This window comes from Stenotrophomonas sp. RG-453 (assembly GCF_033843685.1).
GTDB lineage: Bacteria > Pseudomonadota > Gammaproteobacteria > Xanthomonadales > Xanthomonadaceae > Stenotrophomonas > Stenotrophomonas bentonitica_A.
Window position 1 is genome coordinate 1 of the sequence record NZ_JAMYED010000008.1, and the last position, 17922, is coordinate 17922.

Below are 17922 nucleotides of genomic sequence, written 5' to 3' on the forward strand. Positions count from 1 at the left end.
GCCCAGCCTCCCAGCAACGGCATACAATCCAGCTTGGCCACGGCCGGCCTCGGTTTGTTTTCTCGACAACTACAAATCTAGCTGGTCGGCCGTGCGCCTTCTCCCCTCAGATGGGAGAAGAACCAAATAAAGGGGGAGGGGGCGGCCGCAGGCCGACGCCGGAGGACATTCGCCGGAAAGGGTATAGGGGCCCAGTGCCCGCCCCAGCGACCCGGCTCAGCGGAGCAGCAACCCAAAAAAAACGGCAGGGTTTCCCCTGCCGTTTTGGTTTCAGCGTGTACCGGTGGCAGGCGTACCGACCAACGGTCGGTACCTACCGGGATGCCGCGATTATTTCAGGCCACGATTGACCAGCAGCGGTTCCACCGACGGATCCTTGCCGCGGAACTCGCGGTACAGATCGGCCAGCTCCACGCTGTTGCCGCGCGAGAGGATCTTGTCGCGGAAGACCTGGCCGTTCTCCGGGGTCAGGCCACCATTTTCCTTGAACCACTCGAAGGCATCATGGTCCAGCACCTCGGCCCAGAAGTAGGCGTAGTAACCGGACGAATACCCGCCACCCCAGATGTGATCGAAGTAGCTGGTGCGGTAGCGCGGCGGCACCTGCGGCAGGTCGACCTTGAACTTCTTCAGCGCGGCCGCTTCAAACGGGGCGACGTCCTGCAGCTTGGCGTCGGCCGGCTGGGTGTGCCAGGCCAGGTCGAGCAGGGCCGCCGAGAGGTACTCGGTGGTCGCATAGCCCTGGTTGAAAGTGCGGGCCTTGAGGATCTTGTCGACCAGCGCCTGCGGCATCGGCTCGCCGGTCTTGTAGTTCTTGGCGTAGTTGGCGAAGACCTTCGGGTCCAGCGCCCAATGCTCGTTGAACTGCGAGGGGAACTCGACGAAGTCACGCGAGGTGCTGGTACCGGCGATGGACGGGTACTTCACCTTCGAGAACATGCCGTGCAGCGCGTGCCCGAACTCATGGAACATCGTGGTCACGTCATCGAAGCTCAGCAGCGCGGGCTGGCCGGCGGCGGGCTTGGTGAAGTTGCACACGTTGTAGACCACCGGCTTGGCACCGGTCAGGCCATCCTGTTCGACGAACACGTCCATCCAGGCGCCCCCGGACTTGCTGTCACGCTTGAAGTAGTCGGTGTAGAACAGGGCCAGCGAGGTGCCGTCCTTGTCGAACACTTCATAGACCTTCATGTCCGGATGGTAGGTGGGGATATCGGTACGCGGCTTGAAGGTGATGCCGTACAGCTGCGTGGCGGCGTAGAAGACGCCGTTCTGCAGCACGTTGTCCATCTCGAAGTACGGCTTGATCTGCGATTCGTCCAGGTCGTACTGCGCCTTGCGCACCTGTTCGGCGTAGAAGTCCCAATCGGAGGCAGCGAGCTTGAAACCGCCCTTCTGCGCATCGATCACCTTCTGCATTTCGCTGATCTCGCCACGCGCCTTGGCAGTAGCGGCCGGCACGGTGTCGGTCAGCAGCTTGAGCGCGGCGGCCGGGGTCTTGGCCATCTGGTCGGCCAGGCTGTAGGCGGCGTAGTTCTCGAAGCCGAGCAGTTTGGCCTTCTGCGCGCGCAGCTGGGCCAGGCGCTGGATGGTCTCGCGTGTGTCGTTGGCGTCGCCCTTTTCAGCACGGGTTTCCGACGCCTTGAGCACGGCGGCGCGCTGCTCGCGGTCGCTCAGCGAGCCGAGCACCGGCTGCTGGGTGGTGTTCTGCAGCGGCAGCAGGTACTTGCCATCGAGGTTGCGGGCCTTGGCATCGGCGGCGGCGGTGTTGATCGCATCCTCGTCCAGGCCGGCCAGCTTGGCCTTGTCATCGACCACCACGGCACCGGCGGCGGTCGCAGCCACCAGACGGGTGTGGAACTGCGTGGCCAGCGTGGTTTCTTCCACGTTGAGCTTGCGCAGCGAGGCCTTGTCGGCATCGTTCAACTGCGCGCCGGCGCGCACGAACTCCTGGTAGTCACGTTCGACCAGGCGCTTCTGCACCGGGTCCAGGCCCAGCGCATCGCGCTGGTCGTAGATGGTCTTGATGCGGGCGAACAGCTTCGGGTCGAGGTTGATCTCGTCCTGGTGTTCGGCCAGCTTCGGGGCGACTTCTTCCTGCACCTTCTGGCGTGCATCGTTGGTGTCGGCCTGGACCAGGCCGAAGAAGATGCGCGACACGCGGGTCAGGGTCTCGCCGCTGCGCTCCAGCGCTTCGATGGTGTTGTCGAAGGTGGCCGGCTCGGGGTTGTCGGCGATCTTGCGGACTTCAGCCAGGTGCTGCTTCATGCCTTCGTTGAAGGCCGGCAGGTAGTCACTGTCCTTGATCCTGTCGAACGGCGGCGCCTGGAACGGCAGCGTGCTGGCGCTCAACAGCGGGTTGGCGGACGCATCGGCCGGCTGCTGGGTCGGGGCGGGCTGGGTATCGGTCACGGGGGTGGACTCCTTGCCGGAACAGGCCGCCAGCGCCAGGCTGATGGCAGCGGCCAAAACTACGGTACGCGACATGAAACGGGCTCCTTGGATGAGGGCGCGGGACGGAAAATCCCGCAGCCGGTCACCCTACTCCCAAAGCCCGCAGGCGGCATGTGCCGGTCGTGGCGCGTGGCTGTGCGGGCCGTGGGGGCTACCCCGCCCGACCCGCCTGGCGGCGTTCAGACGGTGCCGCGGGTCTTGCCCTGCCAGGGGCGGTAGTACTCGCGGATCGCAGCCATGTCGGCCACGTCGTTGCCGGTGGGATGGAACAACGGGCCGATGCCGATGGTCTTTTCCGGGTAGTGGAAGTACGCGGCCAGCACCGGCACGTCGGCCATGCGCGCGATCTTGAGGAAGCCGGCCTTCCAGTGCTGCACCGCTTTGCGTGTGCCTTCCGGGGTGATCGCGTACCACAGGCGGTCCGAGCCACGGATCAGGCTGACCGCCTGTTCCACGGTGCCCTGCGGCGAGCTGCGATCCAGCGGGATGACGCCCAGCTTGCGCAGCAGCGGGCCCAGCGGCCACCAGAACAGCGAGGCCTTGCCCAGCACCTTGACCTGCATGCCCAGTGCGATCTTCGCTGCCATGCCCCAGAAGCCGTCCCAGTTGGACGAATGCGGGGCGATGATGAAGACCAGCTTGGGTACGTCCGGCAGGGTGCCGGTCACTTTCCAGCCGCCCAGGCGCAGCGTGCAGCGGGCCAGCCAGCGGAGGAAGCGGTTCGGTTTGACCTGCGGCATGTTCGGCGGAACCACCGGCAACAGCGGACTTCGGTTGTTCAAGCAATCACTCCCAATTGCGTGTGGTGCGCCCGCGCTTGATCTGCGCGCGCCCCTTTTTGGCGTCCAGACGACGCAGTTTCGACCCGTAGGTCGGCTTGGTGGCCACGCGCGCCTTGGGCACGCTCAGCCCCGCCTGGATGAAGGCGGCCAGTCGATCGCGCGCGTCCTCGCGGTTACGGTCCTGGGTACGGAAACGCTGTGCATCGATGACCAGCACGCCTTCGCCGGTCATGCGCCGGTCGCGGCGGGCCAGCAGGCGCGCGCGCAACGGCTCGGGCAACGAAGGCGAGCCGGCCACGTCGAAGCGCAGTTCGACGGCGGTGGAGACCTTGTTGACGTTCTGGCCACCGGCACCGCTGGCGCGCACGAACCGCTCGACGAGTTCCGTCTCCGGAATCGTCAGGTGCGCGCTGATGGTGACTGACCCGTTGCCCATGGGCGGCATTGTAAGGGGAGGACCCGCCGGTCGGGTGACTGCAACGTGCGTGGATGTCGCCGATAACGTCCTCAATTACGGCCTGATGACGCCATCGCAGGTATTCTCCGGACTCCACGCAACGCAGGATGCTCCGCCATGTCACTGATCCGCCCGCTGGCCCGCCGCGGCCTGACCCGCTTCACCCTGGCCCTCGCGCTGGGCCTGGCCGCGATCGCGCCGGCCCTGGCCGCGCCGCCGTCGGATGCCGACATCAACCGCCTGCTGGCCGCCTCGCGCGCGCAGAGCATGCTCGATACGATGCTGCCGCAGATCGAGGCGATGCAGCGCCAGCAGTTCCAGCAGGTGGCCCAGCAGCGTCAGCTGGATGCGACACAGCAGGCCCAGCTGCAGCGGATCGAGCAGCGGACCAGCCAGACGGTGCGCCAGGCGTTGTCGTGGAAGGAACTGCGGCCGATGTACGTGGATCTGTACAAGCAGACCTTCAGCAAGGAAGACGTGCTGGCGATGGCCGAGTTCTATGAGAGCTCGGCCGGGCAGAGCCTGTTGGACAAGACGCCGGCGCTGATGCAGAACGTGATGGTGGCGATCCAGGCCAAGATGCAGCCGCTGTTCGTGGATCTGCAGAAGGACCTGGAAGCGATCGTCAATGAACCGGCGCCAGCAAAAAAATAACCGGTAGAGCCGACCGTTGGTCGGCTATCGCACGTCCCAACCAAACAGATCCATCGCCTTGCGGAACTCCCCGTCCACCGGCGCGCTGATGTCCATCGGCGTGCCGTCCGGATGCGGGAAGCGCAGGCGCTCGGCGTGCAGCAGCATGCGGTGGATGCCCTGCATGCGGAAGCTGCGGTTGTGCCGGCCATCGCCGTGGCTGGTGTCGCCGATCAGGTGATGCGAGAGGTGCTTGAGGTGGCGGCGGATCTGACGGAACCGGCCGGTCTGCGGCTGGCAGCGCAGCAGGGCGTAACGTGAGGTCTCGAACCCGCCCATCGGAATGGCGATCTCGCCCACGGCGACGCGCTGGAAGTGCGTGATCGCCTGCTTCTTGACCGGTTTGCCCGGGCCACCATCGAGGTCGTGATCGACGGTGAAGGCCTCGTCGGCCGGCCAGCCACGGCAGATCGCCAGATAATCCTTGGTGACGTCCCCACCCATCAGCGATTTGCCGAGCACGCTGGCGCTTTCGCGATCAAAGGCGAGCAGCAGGCAGCCGCTGGTGGCGCGATCCAGGCGGTGGACGAGGAAGATCGGCTTGCCGAGCTGTTCGCGCAGGCGGTCGGCGAGGAAGTCGTCTTCGCCGCGGGCGAGCTTGCTGTCGTGGACCATCAGCCCGGCGGGCTTGTTGACCACGGCAAGCTGGTCGTCCAGGTGCAGCAGTTGCAGGGGCGGAAGCGCAACAGGCGCCTCGGCGATGGCCTCGGCCTGCAGCTCGACCGCGCTCATCGGCGCCACCAGGCACTGGCCAGCGAGAACACGCCCGCCGCGCCGGTCACCCAGCTCCACACCGGGGCATCGCCGAAGTACCAGCCGCCCGGCTGCAGGCCATACAGCACCGCAGCGACGATCATCAGGCCGACGCCGGCGATTGCGGCCACCGCGCGCTTCTGCAGCTTCTGCACGCTGACGTTCAACGCCGCCAGATCGCGCGAGCGCATCGACAATTCGTGGTCACCTTCCACCTGCTGGCGCAGCCAGGCATGGACCAGGCGCGGCATGTCCGGGGTATGCGTCATGATTTCAGGCAGGCGCTTGCGCACTTCCTTGAGCACGCGGCGCGGGCTGTAACGTTCGCGCAGGATGCGTTCGAGCACCGGCCGTGCGACCGCCCAGATATCCAGTTCCGGATCGAGCTGACGGCCGACGCCTTCGATGTTGAGCAGGGTCTTCTGCAGCAGGATCAGCTGCGGCTGCAACGTGAGCTCGTAACGCTGGGCCACCCGGAACAGCTTGATCAGCACCTCGGCCAGCGAGATCTGCGACAGCGGGCGGGTGAAATAGGGTTCGCACACCGAGCGCGCGGCCGCTTCCAGCTCATCGATGCGCACGTTGTTGGGCATCCAGCCGGCTTCGACATGCAGCGCGGCCATGCGCCGGTAATCCTTGTTGAAGATGGCCATGAAGTTCTCGGCCAGGTAGTACTGATCTTCTTCGGAGAGCTGGCCCATGATGCCGAAATCCAGCGCGATGAAGCGCGGGTTGTCCCGGCGCGCCGGATCGGTGTCGACCCAGATGTTGCCGGCGTGCGCGTCGGCGTGGAAGAAGTTGTCGCGGAACACCTGGGTGTAGAACACCCGCACGCCCTTGGCGGCCAGCGCCTTGCGGTCGATGCCGGCCTTGTCCAGCGCGACGATGTCATCCGACGGAATGCCCCACACGCGCTCCAGGGTCAGCGCGCGCTCGGCGGTATGGCTCCAGATCACTTCCGGTACGTACAGATCGTCCGAGTCGATCCAGTTGCGACGCAGCACGCTGGCATTGGCGCCTTCGCGCTGCAGATCCAGCTCGGCGGCCAGGGTGTTTTCAACTTCGGCGACCACTTCGCGCGGGCGGATCTTGTCGGCGCGCGGGTGCGCGCGTTCGATCAGTGCGGCGGCCGACTTCAGCAGGGCGATGTCCGCGTCGATCTGCTTTTCGATGTCCGGGCGCAGCACCTTGACCACCACCTGGCGTCCATCGGCCAGCGTGGCCGCGTGCACCTGCGCGATCGAGGCCGAGGCCAGCGGCTGCAGATCGAAGCTGGCGAACGCTTCGCTGACCGGGCGGCCGAGCGCACGTTCGACGATCGCCTGCGCGGTGGCGCCATCGAACGGCTTGACCCGGTCCTGCAGCAGGGTGAGCTCGTTGGCGACATCGGCCGGGATCAGGTCGCGGCGGGTGGAGAGGATCTGGCCGAACTTGACGAAGATCGGGCCGAGGTCCTGCAGTGCCAGGCGCAGGCGCGCGCCGCGCGACTGTGCGGCGATGTCGGCCGAGGCGCGTGGCACGAACGGTTTTGCCAGGCGCAGCCAGCGTTCGGCCGGGGTGCCCTGGAGCAGATCGTCGAGGCGGTAGCGCAGGATGATGCGGCCGATGCGGCTGGCCCGGAAGATCGCCTTCATGCGCCCACCTGCCGCAGGCGCTGGACGCGCACGGCCATGCGTTCAACGTCGTCGCGCATCACGTCCACATCGTCGTGGAAGGCATCCAGTTCTGCTCGGGGTACCACGTCGCGCGACTCCTCGGTGACAAATTCAGCGGCGCTGTGCGCCAGGTCGGACGCGCCGCGGCGCGCGTGCTGCAGTGCCGAGCGCAGGGTGTTGGCGATCTGCACGCCCATCACCTCGCCGAACACGCGCACGAACGGCTGCTGCCAGTCCGGATCGAAACGGGTCGCCAGCTGCTGCAGGCGGCGGGCCAGTTCGGCATCACCGGAGACCTTGACCCGCCCGGCCGGCGCATCACCGCCACGGCGGGCGTTGGCCAGGAACGGCAGCTGGGCCAGCACCCCGCCCAGCGTGCTGCGCACGGCCAGGTCCGGCTCCTGCTGCGGATCGACCGGGCCGACCGTGAGCCGCTCACCGTCCACCCCGATCCGCATCGCCAGCGCGGGCGATTCCAGGGTCAGGGCGATGTGGCGGCCATCCAGCGCGGCCAGCGCGCTGCGGGTGTCCGGGTCCAGCGCCAGTGCGCGGTTGAGCGTGAGCTGCAGCGCATTGCCAGCCAGCGGCTTGAGGGAAGAGAGCAGGGAACGGGCCATCACCGCATTCTACCGCGCGCCCTTGAACGGCGGGCGTCCGCTGGCATCACGCCTGGCCACGCGCCAGGTGCCCACCACATCGACACCGGACACGCGTTTTCGCGGGCGCCGACTCGGTTCATGCTATGGCTCCCCAACACAGCGACAGGAGCGGCAACAGGCATGGGCAAGACCCGGGTAGGCATCATCTTCGGCGGCCGGTCGGCCGAGCACGAGGTTTCGCTGCAATCGGCGAAGAACATTCTCGATGCGCTGGACAAGGACCGGTTCGAGGTCAGCCTGATCGGGATCGACAAGCAGGGCCAGTGGCATGTGAGCGACCCGCGCGACTTCCTGCTCAACGCCAGCGACCCCGCACGGATCGCGCTGCACCGCTCGGGCAATGCGGTGGCGGTGCGGCCCGGCCTGGAGCGCCAGCAGCTGGTCCCGACCGATCCGGCCATCGCGCTGGAGCAGATCGACGTGGTGTTCCCGATCGTGCACGGCACGCTGGGCGAGGATGGCTCGCTGCAGGGCCTGCTGCGCATGGCCAACCTGCCCTTCGTCGGCTCCGGCGTGCTGGGCTCGGCGGTGGCGATGGACAAGGACGTGGCCAAGCGCCTACTGCGCGATGCCGGTCTGGCGGTGGCACCGTTCGCCTGCTTCAACCGGGTCACTGCGGCGCGGGCCGATTACACCGCGCTGGTTGCCGAACTGGGCACGCCGCTGTTCGTGAAGCCGGCCAACCAGGGCTCCTCGGTGGGCGTGAGCAAGGTCCGCAGCGAGGCGGAGTTCCACACCGCACTCGCGCTGGCGCTGTCGTTCGATCACAAGGCGCTGGTGGAATCAGCGATCACCGGCCGCGAGATCGAGTGCGCCGTGCTGGGCAATGAACACCCCGAGGCCAGTGTCTGCGGCGAGGTGGTCGTGCACGATGATTTCTATTCCTACGACACCAAGTACATCAGCGAAAGCGGTGCGGACGTCGTGGTGCCGGCGGCCATCACCGATGCCGAGCAGTCCCGTATCCGGGAGATCGCGGTGCGGGCCTACCAGGCGCTGGACTGTGCGGGGCTGGCCAGGGTGGATGTGTTCCTGACCCCGGCTGGGGAGGTGGTGATCAATGAGATCAACACGCTGCCCGGCTTCACCCGCATCAGCATGTACCCGAAGTTGTGGGCCGCCAGCGGGCTGGATTACACCGCCTTGATTACGCGGCTGCTGGAACTGGCGATGGCCCGGCATGCCCACGAGCGCGATCTGCGCAGCTCCATCGCAACGACGGCCTGATCATCGTCGCCGATGTCAGGCCGTCGTGGTTTCCGCAGCGCGTCCCACGCCGGAGAGAGGTGGCGTGGGACGCGCCGGACACTAGGTCCGCTTGCGGAACATCGACACCACCGCCAGGATCAGGAAGACGACGAACAGGATCCAGGCGACGTTGCTGGCAGCGCCGGCAATGCCCGAGAAACCAAGTACCGCCGCGATGATGGCGATGACAAAAAAGATGACGGCGTAATGCAGCATGTCGACCCTCGCGTTGATGCGTGCCGGAGTTGGCGTGGGTCCATGTTCACCAACCCGCGGTGTTCAGGGAGTGATGGATTCCTGTGCGTTCGATGAAGATGCCAGCCGCGCAAGCCCTTCTTCGATGCTGACCCGGGGCACATAGCCGAAGTCCCGGCGCGCCGGTTCCATGCTGTACCAGTGCGGCGTGCACAGCTGCTCGGCCAGGAAGCGGGTCATCGGCGGTTCGCCGCGCAGGCGCAGCAGCGGCCACAGCCGCTCGCAGACCGCGCCGATCCGGTAGGCCGCCTTGAAGCTGATCGACTTCGTCACCGGCGGGGCCTCCACGGCGGCCAGCAGCTTGTTGAGCAGCTCGCGCATCGGCAGCGGCTCGCCGTTGGAAATGAAGTACGCCTTGCCGGCGCAGGCCGCGCCCGGGGCCAGATGTTCCAGGGCAAGGAAGTGGGCCAGCGCGGCGTTGTCGATGTAGGTGGTATCGACCTTGTTCTGGCCATCGCCGACGAAGCGCAAACGGCCGGCGCGGGCGCGCTCGGCCAGGCGCGGCACCAGCTGCTGGTCGCCCGGGCCCCAGATCAGCCGGGGGCGCAGCGCGATGGTGGCCAGCTGCGCATCATTGGCCGCCAGCACGCGCTGCTCGGCGATCGCCTTGGTGGCCGCGTACGGCGCCTGGAAGTTCTCGCCATACGGCACTTCGTCCGCGCCCAGGCCCTCGACCGGATGCGTGGCGCGACGGGTCACGCTGGGCGTGGAGGTGTAGACCAGCCTGCCCACGCCGTGCGCCCGGCAGGCGGCAATGACGTTGTCGGTGCCGACCACGTTGGCCTGGTGGTAGCTGTCATAGCTGCCCCAGGCACCGGCCTTGGCCCCGTTGTGGAAGACCGCATCGACGCCGGCCACCGCGTGCATCACCGCCTGCACGTCGGCCAGGTCGCCGCGGATCTGGCCCACGCCCATCGCCTGCAGCGCAGGGTAATGACCGCGGTTGAACGCCAGCACCTGATGACCGCGCTCGATCAGCCCCTTGCACAGGGCCTGGCCGAGGAAGCCGCCGCCACCGGTAACGAGGATCTTCATGCGTGCTGCTCCAGTTTCGCGGTGGCCCAGACCGCGAGCTTCTCGCGGCCGATCTTGGCGTTGTGGCGGATGTCGACCGGGAAGGCCGGGTGCGGCAGGAAATGCTCGATGCGCGCGGTGTGTGCGTGTGCCGCCGCTTCCCGGCGCAAGCGCTCGACCAGGGCGGGCGAATCGACGGTGCCGGGCTGCAGTTCGTAGCACAGCACCGGCTGCTGCCGGCCCGGCGCACCCACGCCGACCAGCGCGGTGCGGGCGATGCCATCGAGCGCGTTGAACACCGGCTCGACCTGCTCGGTATACAGCGGCCCCTGCGCGGTTTCCACGCGCTGGGTCTTGCGCCCGCAGAACCACAGCCGCCCCTGCGCATCGAAATAGCCGACATCGCCCATCCGGTGCACGACCCGCGTGCTGCCGTCGGCTAGAGTCTCGGTGATCTTCGCCGCCGCGGTGGCCTGCGGGCGGTTGAAGTAGCTGTCGGTGGCAGTCGGACCTGCCACGGTGATCTCGCCGACCTCGCCGGCGGCCAGCTCGCGGGCCTGCGACCAGCCCGGCAGCGGCGCGTCATCGATGGCGATGATGCGCACCTGGTTCGGCGCGACCACGCGGCCGACGCAGGTACCGGCGCCGGCCTCGGTGGCCTGGCGGGTGTTCTCCAGCTCGCGACCTTCGATCACCGCCACCGGCAGGCACTCGGTAGCGCCGTAGGGGGTCCAGAACTGGGCGTCGTCGGGCAGCAGGCGGCGGATCCGCGCGACCACGTCCGGCGGCACCGGTGCCCCGGCCGAGGTCACCCGGCGCACGCCGGGCAGCGGCTGGCCGTGATCGGCCAGCACCCGCATCAGCGCCGGCGAGCCGAACAGCTGGGTGACACCAAAGCGGTTGATCGCGTCATGCAGCTTGCGCGGATCGGCCTGGGCCGGCCGGGTCGGATCCATGTCCGGGATTACCGAGGTCAGCCCCAGCGCCGGATCAAACAGCGCGAACGGCGGGAAGGTCGGCAGGTCGACCCCACCCGGCTCCATCCCGAAGGCGGCGCGCAGCAGCTCGACCTGGCCCACGAAATGACGGTGGCGGTAGACCACGCCCTTGGGCACGCCGGTGGAGCCGCTGGTGAACAGGATCGCGGCGACGTCCTCGCCATCGGTCGGGGCCAGCGCAGGCGCCACCGTGGCGCCCTGGGCTTCCAGCCGGGCCAGGGTGGTGCCACCCCAGCCCCAGCGGCGGCCAACGGTCACCAGCAGGCGTGCAGAGCGGCACCAGCGCAGCGCCAGGCGCGCCACGTGGGCCAGGCCGATGCCGATGAAGGCCTCCGGCTGGGCCTCGTCCAGGCATTGCTTCAGCGCGCGCTTGTCGATGCCCGGGTCGACCAGCACCGGGACCGCGCCGTTCTTGAACAGCGCGAACATCAGCAGGAAGAATTCCGGCGAGGGCCGCACCATCACCACCGCGCGCACGCCGCGGCCGATGCCGTGCGCGGCCAGCCCGGCCGCCATCGCATCGCTGCGGGCGTTGAGGGTGCGGTAATCCAGGGTGACGTCGTAGCGCGCCATGCCGCCGGGCCCGGGCGTGCCGGGGCAGCGGATGGCGATCTGGTCGGGGCGTTCACGGGCCAGCTCGGGCAGGCGCGCGGCGATATTGATGGCGCTGTTCATCCGTTCATTGTCGCCGCTGCAGAAAATTCTTGCGCGCCGGCCGTTGGCGTGGAAAATTCGCGCCCTTCCCTCCTGCTTCGCTGCCGCCCAAGGCCGGTGCCCCATGCCCCATCCCTGCCTCACCTGCGGCGCCTGCTGCACCCAGTACCGTGTGGCCTTCCACTGGATGGAATCGGACGAGGTCACCCCGGGGGGCGTCCCGCACGAGCTCACCCAGGTGCTGGACCCGCACCGGCTGTGCATGCGCGGCACCCTGTCCAAGCCGGTCTACTGCGTGGCGCTGGATGCGGAGATCGGGGTGTATTCGCGCTGCAGCATCCACCCCAACCGCCCCAGCGTGTGCCGTGAGGTGGACGCCTCGTGGGAGTACGGCAAGGCCAGCCCGCAGTGCGACAAGGCGCGCATCGCGCACGGCATGCCGGCGCTGACCCTGGCCGACTGGCGCTGGCGGGACGAGGCGGGCAATGATGATGATCATCCCGATGACAACGGCAATTCGCCGGCGCCGCAGGCGCCGATCGCGGCGTAGTTGGGGGCGCCGGGGTTATGGCGCGAGGGCGGAAGCAGCCGACCGGAAAGCAGCCGACCAACGGTCGGCTCTACCGGTGAGGGTGCCTACCGGTTGATGGTAGGTGACGACCGTGGGTCGTCACGCCGATCAGATCGGATTCGCGTCCAGAAACGCGCGGATCTTCGGCACCAGCACCTCGTGCTTATCCTCCAGCACGTAATGCCCGGCATCCTCGAAGGCATGCACCTGCGCCTGCGGCAGCGCGGCCTGGAAGCCCTTCAGGAAGTGATGGTCGAACACGAAGTCGCGCAGGCCCCAGCCGATGAACGCCGGGCGATCGGCGTAGCTGGGCAGGGCCTGGCCGGAACGCTCCAGCAGCGACCAGGCCTTGTCGGCCGGTGACAGCGGGATGTCCTGCATGAAGCGGATGGTGCTGATGCGGTTGGCGTAGCTGTTGTACGGCGACACGTACGCGCGGCGCACATCGGCCGGCATCTTCCGTTCCACGCCCAGCCACGAGGCACCGGAGGAGAAGGCGTTGAAGGTGCGGATGAGCCACTCGCCGATCTTCCAGTGGCGGCCCAGCGCGATCTGCCACGGCATCTTCTTCGCGGCCGGCATCGGGAAGGCGGCGGTGTTGAGTACCACCAGGCGCTTGACCTGTGCGTGGTGCGACAGCGCCCAGCCAAAGCCGATCATGCCGCCCCAGTCGTGCACGGCCAGGGTCACCGGGCCGGTGATGCCCAGGTGCGCGAGCAGCGCGTCCAGATCATCCACGCGCGACTGCAGGGTGTAGTCGTAGTGCGCATCATCGGGCTTGTCCGACAGGCCCATGCCGATATGGTCCGGCACGATGCAGCGGTACTTGTCCGAGAGGCCGGCCACCAGGGTGCGCCAGTAATAGCTCCACGACGGGTTGCCGTGGACCATCACCACCACCTCGCCATCGCGCGGGCCTTGGTCGAGATAGCTCATCGACAGGCCGGGGCGCACTTGGAAGCGGTGCGGATGGGCGGGGTAACCGGGCAGCTGGGGCATTCAATCGCACCTGTGAAAAGGGCCGGCAGAACCGGCCCTTGATGTTCAATTCCGGCGCAGCAGACACGGCCCCGGAAGCAACGCCGCAGCAGGCTGCGGCCAATGGGTTACCAGACCACTTCGGCCATCGAGCAGTTCAGGCCCGAGCCGATGCCGAGCAGCGCGATGCGATCGCCCTTCTTCAGCTTGCCCAGCTGCTTGAGCTTGCTCAGCACGATCGGCACCGAGGCCGGGCCGATGTTGCCGTGCTCGCCGAAGATCGTCATCACCTTCTTCGGGTCGATCCCGAAGTTCTTGATGAAGGCGGCGGTATGCGGCTGGCTGACCTGGTGGATCACGAACTGGTCCAGTTCCTCCACGGCCCAGCCCAGTGCTTCACGGGCGGCGACGAAGGTCTTCTGCGCCAGCTTGATGCCTTCGATCAGCAGCATGCGGGTGTCGGTGACCATGCGGTCCAGGTTGCCGCGGCACAGCTGGTTCCACTCGGTCGCCGAGCGGGTCACGCCACCGCGGTAACGCGGGGCATCGGGCACCAGCTCGGTGCGCGCCATGACCATCGCCGCGGCACCGCAGCCCAGGGTCAGGGCGGCCATCTCGTTGCGGAAGTCATCGGCGGTCACGCCCGGCAGGGCCATGCGCTCGAGGGTCTTCTCGTACACCAGGTTGGCGGTTTCACCGTCGACGATCAGCGCGTAGTCGATCTCGCCGCGTTCGAGCATGCGGGCGGCGATGTCCATGCCGTTGATGAAGGCCAGGCAGGCATTGGCGACGTCGAAGGTCATGCATTCGTCGCCGACCCCCAGGTTGCCCGAGACGATGCTGGCCGTGGACGGCTCCAGGTAATCGCGGCTGACCGAGGTGTTGACCAGCAGGCCGATCTTGTCGGCGCCGATCCCGGCGTCTTCCAGGGCTTTGCGGGCGGCCAGCGTGGCGGCGTCGGAGGCCAGCATGTCGGCATCCCACAGGCGGCGGGCGTGGATGCCCGCGATATCGCCGAGCACGTCGGTACGGATGCCAAGGCGATCCAGCGTCGGCTTCAGCCGTTCGTTGATTTCCTTGGACGTCAGCGTGTGCGGCGCGTCGATGTGCGCCAGGCCGGCGATCGAGACATTCTTGAAGAGCATCAGTTAGCGCCAAGGCTCAGGCGAAGGGGGCGCTATTGTAAGCCGGCACGGCTTTCACCGCACCTTTACGAATTCACGCCCGGGCGTATGGTCCGGGCACGGGGTGAAGGGTTCAGCGTGGCGGGCACTGGAAAGCCAGGAATCGCTGGCTGCCATCGGCCGGCAGGCCCGAGGCCTGCACGGCGTTGGCACCGGCGCTGGGGGCCTCGTTGCGGGCCAGGGTTTCCAGCTCTTCCTGCACGCGCAGCGGGTTGCGGTTGTAGAAGCCGACCTTGCTCTTCACGGTCACCACCACTTCGCCCTTGCTCTGGCAGCCGCTGGGAACCGCACCGGCCGGCAGCACGCGGACCGTCTTGCCGGAGGATTCGATCGGCACCCAGGTGCAGGCGGAAACGCTGAGGATCAGGGCGGACAGAAGCAGAATGCGCATGGGCAAGGCCTGGCTGGAATACGTAAGGGAGTGTGCGGGAAACAACTGAATCGGGGGTGATCAGGTGCCGGGTGGGTCCCCGGCACCTGAGCGGCTGGCGGGCGCGGTGGCCGGCCCGCGTTGGGCGTCACCGGCTCTTTGGTGCCGGGGCAGCCGGAGTGGCCGGGGCGTCGACCACCTTGCCTTCGGCATCGATGACCTGCACCTGGCCAAGCTTGAGCGCACGCACCGGTACCTCGGTCTGCTTGAGGTCACCCACCACCACCCAGGTCAGCGCGTTCGGGTCCAGCGTGGCCGCGGCCTGCTGCACCTGGGCCGGGGTCATCGCTTCGATCTCGGCCTTGCGCTGGACCACGTAATCGTCGGGGCGCTGGTAGCGCACGATCCCGCTGATGGTGCCCATCACCGCGCTGGCGGTCTCATAGGCGCCGGGCAGGCTCAGGTTCTGGATGTTGCGGATACGCGCCACTTCGGCCGGGGTGGCCGGCTTGGCGCCGCTGGCGAACTCGGCGATTTCCTTCTGCATCTCCTGCATCGCCTCGGCGGTCTTGTCGATCTGCACCGGCGCGCGGGCGCCCCACGGGCGCTGGCCCAGGGTGTTGCTGGCGCTGCTGCCGGCCCCGTAGGACCAGTGCTTCTGCTCACGCAGGTTCATGTTCAGGCGCGAGGTGAAGTCGCCGCCGAGCACGCCGTTGGCGATATCGAAGCGGGTCGAACCCGGGTCCCTGGACGAGGGCACCACCTGGCTGGCGAACAGGTTGGCCTGCACCGCGCCCGGCTGGTCGATCAGGTACACGCGGGCATGCGCCGGACGGGCGACATCCACGGGGGCCTTGACCTGCGGCGCCGGGCCTTCGGCCTTCCAGTTGCCGAGCTGGCGCTCCAGCAGCGGCACGATTTCCTTCAGCGTGGTGTCACCCACCACGATCAGCGTGCCCTGCTCCGGGCGCAGCCAGTCACGGTGGAAGTCGACCAGGTCTTCGCGGGTCATGGACTGGATGTCCACTTCATTGCCGCTGCCGGTGAACGGGATCGCATACGGATGGCCCGCGCCGTACAGCAGGGTCGGCATCACCCGCATCGCCACCGCGCTGGGGTTGACCTTCTCCTGCTGGATGCCGGCGATCCAGGTCGCCTTGACCCGGTCGATCTCGGTCTGGTCGAAGCGCGGCTGGCGCAGCATGTCCGCATACAGGGCCAGCGACGGGGCCAGGTTTTCCTTCAATGCGGACAGGTACACGCTGGTGCTGTCCAGCGAGGCCGAGGCATCGAGCTTGGCGCCCAGTGCATCGGCCGCATCGGCGAACGGCAGCGCACCGAGCTTGCCGGCCCCTTCGGTGAGCAGGCCCATGGTGAAGTTGGCCGTGCCGGACTTGCGGCCCTGGTCGGCGGTGAAGCCACCCGGGAATTCATAGCTGAACTGCACGACCGGGATGTCATGGCGCTCGGCCAGGATCACCTGGGTGCCGTTCTTGAGCGTGGCGCGGCGCAGTTCGGGGAATTTCAGGTCCGGGAAGGTCTTGGTCTGCGGCACGCCGGTGCTGCGGTCGACCTGCTTGGGCAGCGTGGTGAAGCGCGGATCCACGGCGGGCACGGTGAACGGCTTGGGCGTTTCCGACGGCAGTTCGGCCAGGGCAACGCGCGCGCCCGGCTCGACCACGATGGTGTGATCCCCGATACCCAGCCACTTGGCGCCGACATCGCGCACCTGCGCGGCCGTGGCCCCATCGATGGTGGCCAGCGACGTGCGGAAGCAGCCCGGGTCACCTTCGTACACGGTGCACTCGGCCAGCGCGTCGGCCTTGCCGCCGAAGCCCCCGATGCGCTCGATGCCGCGGATGAAGCCGGCGCGGAACGCGGTCTTGCCACGGCTCAGCTCATCGGCGGTCGGACCGTCCTTGGCCAGGCGCTTCACTTCTTCATCGATGATCGCCTCGACCTTGGCCGGATCCACACCCTGCTTGACGCTGGCCATGATCACGAAGTTCGAGCCCAGCTGCGAGCTGTAGGCACCGGCGCTGATGTTGTCCACCAGCTTGTCCTGGTGCAGCAGGCGCTGGTCCAGGCGCGAGGACTTGGCACCGCCAAGGACCTGCGCGAACAGCTGCAGCTGGTCGATATCGGTGGTGCCGACCTGGGCGACGTTCCAGGCGCGGTAGATGCGCGCCTGCGGCACCTTGTCGGTCATCACTTCGCGCGTGCTCTTCTCGCGCTTGGCTACGTCCACCTTGGGCTGGGCCATGCTCGGGCCGGCCGGGATGTCGCCGAAGTACTTGGCGACCTTTTCCTTCGCGGTGGCCACGTCGATGTCACCGGCCAGCACCAGCACCGCATTGTTCGGGCCGTACCAGGTGCGGAACCAGGTCTTCACGTCGTCCAGCGAGGCGGCGTTGAGATCGTTCATGGAGCCGATCACGCTGTGGTGGTACGGGTGTCCGGCCGGATACATCGCGCGGGTCAGCTTTTCCCAGACCTGGCCATAGGGCTGGTTCTCGCCCTGGCGCTTCTCGTTCTGGACCACGCCGCGCTGCTCGTCCAGCGCCGCCTGGTCGATCGCCCCGAGCAGATGCCCCATGCGGTCGGACTCCATCCACAGCGCCATGTCCAGCGCGGTGGTCGGCACGTTCTCGAAGTAATTGGTGCGGTCGGTATTGGTGGTGCCGTTCTGGCCGGTCACCCCAACCTGCTTGAAGGGCTCGAAGTATTCGCCGTCGTGGTTCTCGCTGCCCTGGAACATCAGGTGTTCGAACAGGTGCGCGAAGCCGGTGCGGCCGGCGGGTTCGTCCTTGCTGCCCACGTGGTACCAGATATTCACCGCCACGATCGGCGCCTTGCGGTCGGTGTGCACCACCACGCGCAGGCCATTGGGCAGGGTGAACTGTTCGAACGGAATGTCGACCTTGGCCGCCGTGGCCGGCTTGGCCAGGACCGGTGCCGGCGCGAACGAGCCCAGGGCGGCGGAAAGCGCTACAGCCAGCAGCGCGGCACGCGGTCGAAGTTGGACGGTCATTCCGGTTCCTTGGTCATGAAAGTGAAGCCGGATGCTAGCGCGCCGCCCGGGCAAAAGGCATCGGCCAACAGTCATTGACCTGCCGATGGCGGCGGATCCGCCACGAACCGCACATCCGAGCGTGGCCGCACGCGGCCGGGCGGACAGTCCGCGGCCCTGCGGCGGA

At 67.5% G+C, this 17922-nt stretch carries 16 protein-coding genes; 3 read left to right on the forward strand and 13 right to left on the reverse strand.

Annotated elements, in window-relative coordinates:
- Nucleotides 1-330: 330 nt before the first annotated feature.
- The 3 genes from dcp to arfB all read right to left on the reverse strand — a co-directional run bounded on the left by dcp (nt 331) and on the right by arfB (nt 3672).
- The gene (gene dcp / locus NJD74_RS15395) at nt 331-2487 is read right to left on the reverse strand and encodes a peptidyl-dipeptidase Dcp (protein ID WP_019184865.1); all 2157 of its coding nucleotides are present in this window, start codon (nt 2485-2487) and stop codon (nt 331-333) included.
- A gap of 146 nt (nt 2488-2633) precedes the next feature.
- Nucleotides 2634-3194: a lysophospholipid acyltransferase family protein gene (locus NJD74_RS15400; protein WP_235318846.1), complete on the reverse strand. Its 561-nt coding sequence runs from the start codon at nt 3192-3194 to the stop codon at nt 2634-2636.
- 46 nt (nt 3195-3240) lie between these two features.
- Nucleotides 3241-3672 carry an alternative ribosome rescue aminoacyl-tRNA hydrolase ArfB gene (gene arfB / locus NJD74_RS15405; RefSeq protein ID WP_319624530.1) on the reverse strand — a complete coding sequence of 144 codons (432 nt, stop codon included), beginning with the start codon at nt 3670-3672 and terminating at the stop codon, nt 3241-3243.
- Between the two features lie 138 nt (nt 3673-3810).
- Here arfB and NJD74_RS15410 point away from each other — a divergent pair, with 138 nt between their 5' ends.
- Nucleotides 3811-4347 carry a DUF2059 domain-containing protein gene (locus NJD74_RS15410; RefSeq protein ID WP_019184868.1) on the forward strand — a complete coding sequence of 179 codons (537 nt, stop codon included), beginning with the start codon at nt 3811-3813 and terminating at the stop codon, nt 4345-4347.
- Between the two features lie 24 nt (nt 4348-4371).
- Here NJD74_RS15410 and NJD74_RS15415 read toward each other — a convergent pair whose 3' ends face one another.
- Genes NJD74_RS15415 through NJD74_RS15425 form a run of 3 tightly spaced genes read right to left on the reverse strand, consistent with a single transcriptional unit; the run spans nt 4372 to nt 7411 of the window.
- Nucleotides 4372-5118 carry a pseudouridine synthase gene (locus NJD74_RS15415; protein ID WP_319624531.1) on the reverse strand — a complete coding sequence of 249 codons (747 nt, stop codon included), beginning with the start codon at nt 5116-5118 and terminating at the stop codon, nt 4372-4374.
- Nucleotides 5115-6773, reverse strand: a complete 1659-nt coding sequence (ubiB, locus tag NJD74_RS15420) for a ubiquinone biosynthesis regulatory protein kinase UbiB (protein WP_019184870.1) — start codon at nt 6771-6773, stop codon at nt 5115-5117. Before ubiB ends, NJD74_RS15415 begins: the two co-directional genes overlap by 4 nt.
- Nucleotides 6770-7411 (reverse strand): SCP2 sterol-binding domain-containing protein, encoded by a 642-nt coding sequence (locus tag NJD74_RS15425; protein WP_019184871.1) that lies wholly within the window; start codon nt 7409-7411, stop codon nt 6770-6772. The genes ubiB and NJD74_RS15425 overlap by 4 nt, the downstream gene beginning before the upstream one ends.
- Before the next feature lie 162 nt (nt 7412-7573).
- On the opposite strand from NJD74_RS15425, the gene ddlA reads away from it, so the two are divergent.
- Nucleotides 7574-8680, forward strand: a complete 1107-nt coding sequence (gene ddlA, locus NJD74_RS15430) for a D-alanine--D-alanine ligase (protein ID WP_319624532.1) — start codon at nt 7574-7576, stop codon at nt 8678-8680.
- Nucleotides 8681-8761: 81 nt separating this feature from the next.
- Here the strand turns inward: ddlA and NJD74_RS15435 are convergent, their stop codons facing one another.
- From NJD74_RS15435 to oleC, 3 genes are all read right to left on the reverse strand, one after another.
- Entirely contained in the window at nt 8762-8917 is a 156-nt protein-coding gene (locus NJD74_RS15435; protein ID WP_019184873.1) for a DUF1328 domain-containing protein, read from the reverse strand.
- 63 nt (nt 8918-8980) lie between these two features.
- A complete protein-coding gene (gene oleD, locus NJD74_RS15440; RefSeq protein WP_319624533.1) occupies nt 8981-9991 on the reverse strand; it encodes a 2-alkyl-3-oxoalkanoate reductase in 1011 nt (336 codons plus the stop codon).
- The gene (gene oleC, locus NJD74_RS15445; RefSeq protein ID WP_319624534.1) at nt 9988-11643 is read right to left on the reverse strand and encodes an olefin beta-lactone synthetase; all 1656 of its coding nucleotides are present in this window, start codon (nt 11641-11643) and stop codon (nt 9988-9990) included. Before oleC ends, oleD begins: the two co-directional genes overlap by 4 nt.
- A gap of 103 nt (nt 11644-11746) precedes the next feature.
- Here oleC and NJD74_RS15450 point away from each other — a divergent pair, with 103 nt between their 5' ends.
- Complete coding sequence (locus NJD74_RS15450; RefSeq protein ID WP_019184876.1) at nt 11747-12172, forward strand: YkgJ family cysteine cluster protein; 426 nt, start codon at nt 11747-11749, stop codon at nt 12170-12172.
- Nucleotides 12173-12301: 129 nt separating this feature from the next.
- On the opposite strand, the gene NJD74_RS15455 is transcribed toward NJD74_RS15450, so the two are convergent.
- From NJD74_RS15455 to NJD74_RS15470, 4 genes are all read right to left on the reverse strand, one after another.
- Nucleotides 12302-13192, reverse strand: a complete 891-nt coding sequence (locus NJD74_RS15455) for an alpha/beta fold hydrolase (protein ID WP_319624535.1) — start codon at nt 13190-13192, stop codon at nt 12302-12304.
- Nucleotides 13193-13299: 107 nt separating this feature from the next.
- Nucleotides 13300-14316 (reverse strand): 3-oxoacyl-ACP synthase III, encoded by a 1017-nt coding sequence (locus tag NJD74_RS15460; protein ID WP_019184878.1) that lies wholly within the window; start codon nt 14314-14316, stop codon nt 13300-13302.
- Between the two features lie 112 nt (nt 14317-14428).
- A complete protein-coding gene (locus NJD74_RS15465) occupies nt 14429-14746 on the reverse strand; it encodes a DUF4156 domain-containing protein (protein WP_046272272.1) in 318 nt (105 codons plus the stop codon).
- A gap of 127 nt (nt 14747-14873) precedes the next feature.
- Nucleotides 14874-17756 carry a pitrilysin family protein gene (locus NJD74_RS15470; RefSeq protein WP_319624536.1) on the reverse strand — a complete coding sequence of 961 codons (2883 nt, stop codon included), beginning with the start codon at nt 17754-17756 and terminating at the stop codon, nt 14874-14876.
- Nucleotides 17757-17922 lie beyond the last annotated feature (166 nt).